Genomic DNA, 9,303 nt, shown 5'->3' with positions numbered 1-9,303 from the left:
GTCGTCGGACCACAGCGGCGCCAAATCGCCTATACCGCGGTCGATCCAGTCACCGACCAGCTTGACCCAGCCATCGCCGCGCTGAGCCTGCAGCGCCACCGCATCCGGGAGCTGAGACTCGTCCTCGATGTCGATCGGCAGGCCCGGGATATACCGCTTGGGCCGGGCCAGGTGCTGGCCGGCCCGGATGATGCGGGGCAGGTCGTCGCGGTCGTCGAGGATGCGGGTGTCGACCGGCGAGCCGCAGTCGCGCAGCAGCAGCGCGCCGACGTCACGCTCGGCTTCGGCTTGCGCGATAGCCTCGTCGAGTTCGACACCGCCGCCCGGGCCGAGTCCGACGTGGCAGTGCGCATCAACCAGCCCGGGAATGATCCAGCCGCCGTCGAAAATCGTGTCCGCGCCGGCGACCGGTTCGCGGCTGATCCGGCCGTCGACGATCCACAGCTCGATGGGCTCTTCGTTGGGCAGCCCGATCCCTCGAACGTGCTGCGGCACTATTTGTTGCCCGGGAACTTCAGCTTGGACAAGTCGAAATCGGCCAGCCCGGGCGGTAATTCGTCGAGCCCCTGCGGCATGTTGGACAAGTCCGGGAACCCGGCCGGCATACCGGCGCCGAGCGGACCACGGACCTTCGGCGGCGTCGGCCCGCGCTGCTTTTTGCCCTTCTTGCCCTTGCCTTTTGCTCCCTTGCGGGTCGCCGACTTACGCCCCAGCCCGGGAATGCCCATGCTGCTCACCATCGAGGACATCATTTTGCGGGCCTCGAAGAAGCGGTCGACCAATTGGTTGACCTCCGACACCGTCACGCCCGAGCCGTTGGCGATGCGCAACCGGCGGGAGGCGTTGATGATCTTGGGGTCGGCGCGCTCCTGCGGTGTCATGCCGCGAATGATGGCCTGCAGCCGGTCGAGTTGGCTGTCGTCGACGGCGGCCAGGGCGTCTTTCATCTGGCCTGCGCCCGGCAGCATGCCCAACAGGTTGCCGATCGGACCCATCTTGCGGATCATCAGCATCTGCTCGAGGAAATCTTCGAGCGTCAGCTCACCGGAGCCGATCTTGGCCGCGGCAGCCTCGGCCTGCTGCGCATCGAAGACCTGCTCGGCCTGCTCGATCAGGCTCAGCACGTCGCCCATGCCCAGAATGCGGCTGGCCATCCGGTCCGGGTGGAAGACGTCGAAGTCCTCCAGCTTCTCCCCCGCTGACGCGAAAAGAATTGGCACGCCTGCTATTTCACGCACTGATAATGCAGCACCGCCACGCGCGTCGCCGTCCAGCTTGGTCAGCACCACACCGGTGAAGCCGACGCCTTCGCCGAACGCCTGCGCAGTGGCCACCGCGTCCTGACCGACCATCGCATCCAGCACGAAGAGCACTTCGTCGGGATCGACGGCGGCGCGAATCGCGCCGGCCTGGGCCATCATCTCCTCGTCGATCCCCAACCGCCCGGCGGTGTCGACGATCACGACGTCGAAGTGTTTGGCGCGCGCCTCGGCGAGGCCGGCCGCGGCGACGGCGACGGGATCACCCGGGGCTGCGCCGTGATCGGTGTCCGCCGAGGAGCCCGGATGCGGCGCGAAGACCGCGACTCCGGCCCGCTCCCCCACGATTTGCAGCTGGTTGACCGCGCCCGGCCGTTGCAAGTCGCAGGCCACCAGCAGCGGGGTGTGACCCTGATTGCGCAGCCACAGCGCCAGCTTGCCCGCCAGCGTGGTCTTACCGGATCCCTGCAGACCGGCCAGCATGACGACCGTCGGCGGCGTCTTGGCGAACGCCAGCGTGCGGGTCTGGCCGCCGAGGATGCCGACCAGCTCCTCGTTGACGATCTTGACGACCTGCTGAGCCGGGTTGAGTGCGCCGGAGACCTCCGCGCCCTTGGCGCGGTCTTTGACGCGGCTGACAAACGCCCGGACGACGGGCAGCGATACGTCGGCCTCCAACAGCGCCAGCCGGATCTCTCGGGTGGTGGCGTCGATGTCGGCGTCGGTCAGCCGGCCCTTGCCGCGAAGTCCTTGCAGGGCGCCGGTGAGCCGATCGGACAGCGATTCAAACACGCGGCCCAGCCTAGTGGGAAACGATCGACGCGGCGCCGAGGGCCCGATCGGCTCGAGCTTGCCGAATCAGCCTGGGTGGGTTTCCCCCGGCGGGACGAAGTGGGGAACTCATTGTTATAAACGGCTGGTTCCCTGAATTCGCCTTGTCCTGCCGCGATTGGCGCCGCAGGATCACGATGGCGCGGGTCCACCGAGCACCGCGAGCAGCTGGCGCTCGATGGCCGACCGGGTGCTCGACCCCGGCTCGCCGGTAGCTTTGGACGCGGCGCTGCGCTCGGGCAACGCGATGCAGAACACGTCCTCCACCATCGACCCGCGAGTGGTGACCTTCGCCCAGTCGATATCCACTCCGGCGCGCTCCAGAGCGCCGGTGAGCAGCGCGAGCATCCCCGGCCGGTCGGTGGCCCTGATCTCGATGAGCAGGCGGCCCGGCGGGCCGTCGAACCACAGGATTCTGGGCGGCGCCGACAACTGGTGAACCGGGACCGCGGTCGGCGCGTCACCAAATGGCTTGAGTTTGGTGTCGGGCGAACGCTGCTCCAGTGTGCCCAACACGTCGGACTGCCCGCCCAGGGCACGAATCAGCTGCTGACGCAACAGGCCCGAGGCCGGCGGGCTGCCGAAATGTGGTGACACCACGAATTCACTGATCGCGACACCGTCCACGACGTTGATCGATGCCGAGTGAACCCGCAGCGAGTTCAGCGTCAGCACCCCGGCCGCCTTGGACAGCAACCCACGCCGGTCCGGAGCGATCACCACCGCATGGTGCAGGCGCCGATCGGCGCCGGGCCGCACTTCGACGTGCACCTTGCGGTCCGCAGCCAGCGCCAGGTAATCGGGGTCCAGCGGATCGGCGTGCGGCAGCGCTTCGCCGTTCATCGCCATCCGGCTGCGTCGCACCAGATCACCGACCAGCGAGGCCTTCCAGTCGCTCCACACCCCCGGCCCGGTGGCCAATGAATCGGCCTCGGTCAGCGCGTGTAGTACATCCAACAAAACCGGGTCGTCCCCGAGCGCTTCGCAAACTGTGGTGATGGTCTGCGGGTCGTTGAGGTCCTGTCGGATCGCAACCTTGGCCAACAACAGGTGATGCAACACCAGCTTGGACAGCATTTCCACGTCCGGCGGCCACATACCCAGCCGGGTGCCGATCTGGGTGGCCAGTTGCGCGCCGAGCACACAGTGGTCGGCATCGCGTCCCTTACCGATGTCGTGCAACAACGCGGCCAGGATCAGCAAGTCGGACCGGGCCACCCGGGTGGTGAAAATCCTTGCCCGCGAGACGGTTTCGGCGAGGTGACGGTCAACGGTCCAAATGTGCACCACGTCGCGCGGCGGGAGATCCCGTACCGCACCCCACTCCGGGAAGAGTCGGCCCCACAACCCGGTACGGTCCAGCGTCTCGATCACCGCGATGGTGTCCGGGCCCGCGGTCAGCATCACCAACAGGTTGTCCAGCGCGTCATGCGGCCAGGGGTTCGGCAGTTCCGGCGCGGTATCGGCCAGCCGGGCCAGCGTGGAGACCGCGATCGGCAACCCGGTGACGGCCGATGCCGCCGCCACCCGCAGCAGCAACGCGGGGTCGCTCTGCGGTCGGGCATCGCGGGCCAGCACGATCTCGCCGGCGTACTCCACCACGCCTTCGTCCAGCGGTCGGCGCGGACGCCGCCGGATCGCCGACATTCCACGGCGCGGCAGCGCATTGGAGGCGGTCCGCAGTCCCGCGTCGACGCGATAGCTGATCGTGCGTCCCACGTCGGACAGCACCCGCGACAGGTCGAATCGGTCGCCGACGTGTAGCGCGGCGCTGATCTCGTCGGCGAATTGGGCCAAAACCTGGTCATGCCCGCGACCCGAAACCCGGTGCAACTCGGTGCGGACGTTGAGCAGGGTCAGGTGCGCGCCGGTCAGCGACCCCAGCGGGTCGTCGGCCTCCCCGGCGGCCAGCCGATCGGTGAGGTGCGCGACGGCCAGTGCGTCGAGTAGTTGAATGTCGCGCAGCCCGCCGCGGCCGGACTTCAGATCGGGCTCGGCACGGTGGGCGATCTCACCGAAGCGCCGCCATCGGGCGTGGGTCTCGTCGACGACTTCACCAAAGATGGACTGGATTGTGTTTCGCCATTGGCGGCGGATGCCTTCGGTCAGGCGGGCAGACAGCTCGTCATCGCCGGCGATGTGCCGGGCGTCGATCATTGCCAGGCAGGCCGAGACATCGGCGCCGGCGACCGCGATGGTCTGGGCGACCGTCCGGACGCTGTGGTCGAGACGAATGTTGGCGTCCCACAACGGATACCACAGCGAATCGGCGACCTCTCGGACGGCGTCGGTGTTCATGCCGTCGTGCAGCAGCAGCAGGTCCAGGTCGGAGTAGGGCACCAGTTCGCGGCGGCCCAGCGAGCCAGTGGCGACGATCGCGAACCCGCTGCCCGCCGTGATGCCGAGTTCGGAAGCCTTTCTGGTCAACCAGAACTCGTGCAGTTCGCCCCAGGCTTCGCGCAGAGCCGCCGAGTCGAGCTCATTCGGGCTGCGGGCAAGCAACTTCTCCCGGGCGGCAGCAAGATCGGTCGCCGCGCCGGAAATTTTGCCCACCACAACGTGCTGTGCCGGCAGATCGGGTGATTCCTGCTCGCGCTGCGTCATTCCCATCCTGGTCGGAGCGGCCATGCCGACGGCGTCCTCACGTGGCTGTCAGATCGCGTCGGCTCCCCGCTCGCCGGTGCGCACCCGCACCACGGTTTCCACCGGGCTGACCCAGACCTTCCCGTCGCCGATCTTGCCGGTGCGGGCGGCCCGCACGATGCTGTCCAGGGCCTTATCGGCGTCGTAGTCCTCGATCAGGACCTCGACTCGGACCTTGGGCACGAAGTCGACGGAGTACTCGGCACCCCGGTAGACCTCGGTGTGCCCTTTCTGACGCCCGTACCCCTGAACTTCGCTGACCGTCATCCCCAGGATGCCGACCTGCTCGAGACTGGCTTTGATGTCCTCGAGGGTGAAGGGCTTCACGATCGCGGTGATCAGCTTCATTCCTATTCCGCCTCCACTTTGTCGCCCATCCGATTATGGCCGAATGCGCTCTCCGGCAAACTCGCGTGCGGGAGGACCGAGCCCGAACCACCCGCCGTGGTGAAGTCGTACCCGCTCTCCGCGTGCTGAGACTCGTCGATACCAGCCGCTTCGCCCTCAGGACTCAGGCGCAGGCCGATCGTGTATTTCAGTATCAAGGCAAGGATGAGAGTGACGATAGCCGAGTAGGCAAGGACGCTGAACGCGCCGACAGCCTGTCGCCACAGTTGATCCCAACCACCGCCGTAGAACAACCCCTTGACGGCGGCGGGAGCTTCGGGTGCGGCAAGCAAACCGATCAGCAACGTGCCGGCCAAACCACCGACCAGATGCACGCCGACCACGTCGAGCGAGTCATCGAAGCCGAGCTTGTACTTGAGCCCGACCGCCAAGGAACACAGGGATCCGCCCACCGCGCCGATCGCCAGGGCACCCAGCACGTTCACCGACGAACAGGACGGCGTGATGGCGACCAGGCCAGCCACGATGCCGGAGGCCGCACCGAGCGTGGTGGCGTGGCCGTCGCGGATGCGCTCAGTGGCCAGCCAGGCCAGCATCGCCGCGGCGGTGGCTACGGTGGTGGTGATGAAGGTCGACCCCGCCACGCCGTTGGAACTGGTGGCCGAGCCGGCGTTGAACCCGTACCAGCCGAACCACAGCAAGCCGGCGCCGAGCATCACGAACGGAACATTGTGGGGACGAAACAGCGTCGTCGGCCACCCCTTGCGCTTGCCCAACACAATGGCCAACACTAAACCTGCCGTACCGGAGTTGATGTGGACCGCGGTTCCACCGGCGAAGTCGATCGCTTTCAGCTTGTTGGCGATCCAGCCGCCGTGCTCTGCCGTCACGCCATCGAACGCGAAGACCCAGTGCGCGACCGGGAAGTAGACGATGGTCGCCCATAGTCCGGCGAACACCAGCCAGGCGCTGAACTTCAGCCGGTCGGAGACTGCACCCGAGATCAGGGCGACCGTGATGATCGCGAACATCAACTGAAAGGCCACGAACACAGTCATCGGCAACGTGCCGGCCAGCGGGATGTCCGTGGCGGCCTTGCCCGCGGCCGCGGCGGCGGAGTTGCCGCCGATCAAGCCCTTGAGGCCGAAGTACGCTATGGGGTCGCCGACGATGCCCTCGGTGTCGTTGCCGAAAGCCATCGAGTAGCCGTAAAGCACCCACAACACCGTCACCACGCCCATGGCGCTGACGCTCATCATGATCATGTTGAGCACACTTCGGGCGCGCACCATGCCGCCGTAGAAGAACGCCAGCCCCGGGGTCATCAACAGAACCAATGCCGCACTCGCCAGCATCCAAGCGGTATCACCGGTATCTGGCTGGCCCAATATCGGGAAACTCACTCGCTACCACCTTCGGTCGGCCAACACCAGCCGCCAGACAGATGACTGCGGCCCCGCACGAGAACTTTGCAAACTGATTGTTACAAAATGTGGCGCTGACAGGTTTCACCCGAGTTACATCTGCTCATCATGATTTTCGGCTTGCACCCGCTAGCCCAGCAGCGCGTCGACGAACGCCGCGGGCTCGAACGGCGCCAAGTCGTCGGGGCCCTCGCCGAGTCCGACCAGCTTGACCGGGACGCCGAGCTCTTGTTGAACACGAAAAACGATGCCGCCCTTGGCCGTGCCGTCCAACTTGGTCAGCACCGCACCGGTGATATCGACCACATCGGCAAACACCCGCGCCTGCGCCAATCCGTTCTGCCCGATCGTCGCGTCGAGCACCAGCAGTACCTCGTCGACGGCGGCGCGGCGGGTCACCACCCTTTTGACCTTGCCGAGTTCGTCCATCAACCCGGTCTTGGTGTGCAACCGGCCCGCGGTGTCGATCACCACGACGTCGGCGCCGACCTCGATGCCCTTGTCGACGGCATCGAAGGCGACCGCCGCCGGATCGGCACCCTCGGGTCCACGCACCACATCGGCGCCCACGCGTGATGCCCAGGCCTGCAACTGATCAGCCGCCGCAGCACGGAAAGTGTCGGCTGCGCCCAGCACTACCCGTCGGCCGTCGGCGACCAGCACCCGCGCGAGCTTGCCCACGGTCGTGGTCTTTCCGGTTCCGTTGACGCCGACGACCAGCAGCACCGACGGGTGGTTGTCGTGCGGCAGGGCACGCACCGAGCGGTCCAGACCGGGTTGCAGCTCGCTGATCAGGACCTCGCGGAGCACCGCGCGGGCATCGGCCTCGGTGTGGACGTCCTTGCTGGCCAGCCGGCTGCGCAGTTGAGCCACCACCGAACTGGTGACGGTAGGGCCCAAGTCGGCGATCAGCAGGGTGTCCTCGACCTGTTCCCAGGAATCCTCGTCCAGGTCTCCACCGCCGATCAGCCCTAACAGGCTGCGGCCGAAGGTATTCTGCGACCTGGCCAGGCGCCCGCGCAGCCGCTCCAGCCGCCCTTCGGACGGGGCGATCTCCTCCACTGCGGGCGCCGCCGTCGCGGGTTGTGGCGCAACCGGGGAAGCTTCCGTATCAGCCTGGGGCAGGTGAACATCGGAGACGGTGCGCTTGGGCGCATCGCGCGGAGTTGACGCGTCGTCGCCGACGGCGGGCAACCCGGCGGTGTCGATATGTTCGGGAGTTTCGGTGCGGCTGAACGTGATGCCCGACGACGCGGCATAGCCGCCGGAGCGGTCGAGGGTGGGGGTTTGTTCGCCGCCGGACAGGCTGATCTGCCGTCGCCGGTAGCGCACCAGTCCCCACACCAGGACGGCGATGACGACCAGGGTGACAGCAACCGCGATCGCGATCCAGACAGCTTGCGGCAAAGTATTCCTCGCTTAAGTAGTGGTGACCAGCTCGTTGACCTGCTGACCGCGCATCCGTTGCGAGATCACCGTAGTGATGCCGTCGCCACGCATCGTCACGCCGTACAGCGAGTCGGCGACCTCCATGGTTGGCTTCTGGTGGGTGATGACAATCAGCTGCGACTTGGCCCGCAGCAGCTCGAACAGGCCGATCAGCCGCCGCAGATTGGTGTCGTCGAGCGCCGCCTCGACTTCGTCCATGATGTAGAACGGCGAAGGGCGGGCCCGGAAGATGGCGACCAGCATCGCCACCGCGGTCAGTGACTTCTCGCCGCCGGACAACAGCGACAGCCGCTTGACTTTCTTGCCGGGTGGACGAGCCTCCACCTCGATGCCGGTGGTGAGCATGTCGTCGGGGTTGGTCAGCAGCAGGCGGCCCTCGCCCCCGGGGAACAGCGAGGCGAAAACCCCTTGGAATTCCCGCTCCACGTCGATGTAGGCCTCGGTGAACACCTGCAGGATGCGGGCGTCGACGTCGGCGACGACGTCGAGCAGATCCTTACGCGCGGCCTTGACATCCTCGAGCTGAGTGGACAAGAAGTTGAAGCGCTCCTCCAGGGCGGCGAACTCCTCCAGGGCCAGCGGGTTCACCCGGCCCAGCTCGGCCAGCTCACGTTCGGCGCGTTTGGCGCGACGCTCCTGGGTGGGCCGGTCGAACGGCAGCGGGGCGGGCGCGCTCACCGGCTCGCCGCGCTCGCGGGCTTGCTCGTATTCGGCCATCTCCAGCTCACTCGGCGGCAGCGTCACCTGGGGGCCGTATTCGGCGACCAATACGTCGGGCGCCATGCCGAATTGTTCGAGCACCATCTGCTCGAGCTGCTCGATGCGAAGTGCCGCTTGGGCTTTGGCCACCTCGTCGCGGTGCAGCGACTCGGTGAGCACCCCGATCCGGGTGGCCAGCGCGTTCACCTCCTCGCGGACTGCGACCAGCGCCGCGGAACGTCGTTGCCGTTCGGCCGCCAGCACGTCGCGGTTCCGCGATGCCGCTGCGACCACGTGACTCAATCGGCCGGCCAGCAGACGCCCGGCGTCGGCTACCGCGGCGGCCACCTTGGCAGCGCGCTGGCGTGCCGCACGAGCCTGCTGGGCGCGGACCCGGGCCTCGCGCTCGGAGGCGGCGGCACGACGCAGCGAATCCGACTTTCCGCGAACGGCATTGGCGCGCTCTTCGGCGGTGCGTACCGCAAGCCTGGCCTCCACCTCGACGCCGCGGGCCGCTTCGGCCGCCGCGGCGATCTGCTGGCGGGCCTCGCCATGGCTGGTCTCGCTCGAAATCTGTTGTGGCTGTTCGATGTTGCCCAGTCGACTCTCGAGTTCACCGAGTTGCGCGAGGGTTTCGGCGCGCCCGACTT

General features: G+C 67.1%; 7 protein-coding genes. All 7 read right to left on the bottom strand.

Annotated features, from left to right (window positions below; translation table 11 throughout):
• Positions 1–495: amidohydrolase family protein (locus tag AC2VOU_RS10685; protein WP_486957350.1), on the bottom strand; the 495-nt coding region annotated here is incomplete at its 3' end.
• A complete protein-coding gene (gene ffh, locus AC2VOU_RS10680) occupies positions 495–2,051 on the bottom strand; it encodes a signal recognition particle protein (RefSeq protein ID WP_486957349.1) in 1,557 nt (518 codons plus the stop codon). The genes AC2VOU_RS10685 and ffh, both read right to left, overlap by 1 nt.
• 171 nt (positions 2,052–2,222) lie before the next feature.
• Positions 2,223–4,694 (bottom strand): [protein-PII] uridylyltransferase, encoded by a 2,472-nt coding sequence (locus AC2VOU_RS10675; RefSeq protein ID WP_486957352.1) that lies wholly within the window; start codon positions 4,692–4,694, stop codon positions 2,223–2,225.
• Between the two features lie 48 nt (positions 4,695–4,742).
• Positions 4,743–5,081: a P-II family nitrogen regulator gene (locus AC2VOU_RS10670; RefSeq protein ID WP_067334246.1), complete on the bottom strand. Its 339-nt coding sequence runs from the start codon at positions 5,079–5,081 to the stop codon at positions 4,743–4,745.
• Positions 5,082–5,083: 2 nt separating this feature from the next.
• Entirely contained in the window at positions 5,084–6,436 is a 1,353-nt protein-coding gene (locus AC2VOU_RS10665) for an ammonium transporter (RefSeq protein ID WP_486957351.1), read from the bottom strand.
• Between the two features lie 198 nt (positions 6,437–6,634).
• Positions 6,635–7,912: a signal recognition particle-docking protein FtsY gene (gene ftsY / locus AC2VOU_RS10660; protein WP_486957348.1), complete on the bottom strand. Its 1,278-nt coding sequence runs from the start codon at positions 7,910–7,912 to the stop codon at positions 6,635–6,637.
• A 12-nt stretch (positions 7,913–7,924) separates the two neighbouring features.
• The coding region (locus tag AC2VOU_RS10655; RefSeq protein ID WP_486957347.1) for an AAA family ATPase at positions 7,925–9,303 on the bottom strand (1,379 nt) is incomplete at its 5' end.

The sequence above is a fragment of the Mycobacterium sp. TH-M25 genome (assembly GCF_057473665.1).
Note: the sequence above shows the minus strand (reverse complement) of the source record. Positions and strands in the feature narration are given on the sequence as shown.

Bases quoted from the DNA above. Each gene is read 5' to 3' on its own strand.
- AC2VOU_RS10670 (WP_067334246.1), bottom strand. From the start codon at position 5,081: ATGAAGCTGATCACCGCGATCGTGAAGCCCTTCACCCTCGAGGACATC.
- AC2VOU_RS10665 (WP_486957351.1), bottom strand. From the start codon at position 6,436: ATGCTGGCGAGTGCGGCATTGGTTCTGTTGATGACCCCGGGGCTGGCG.
- AC2VOU_RS10675 (WP_486957352.1), bottom strand. From the start codon at position 4,694: ATGACGCAGCGCGAGCAGGAATCACCCGATCTGCCGGCACAGCACGTT.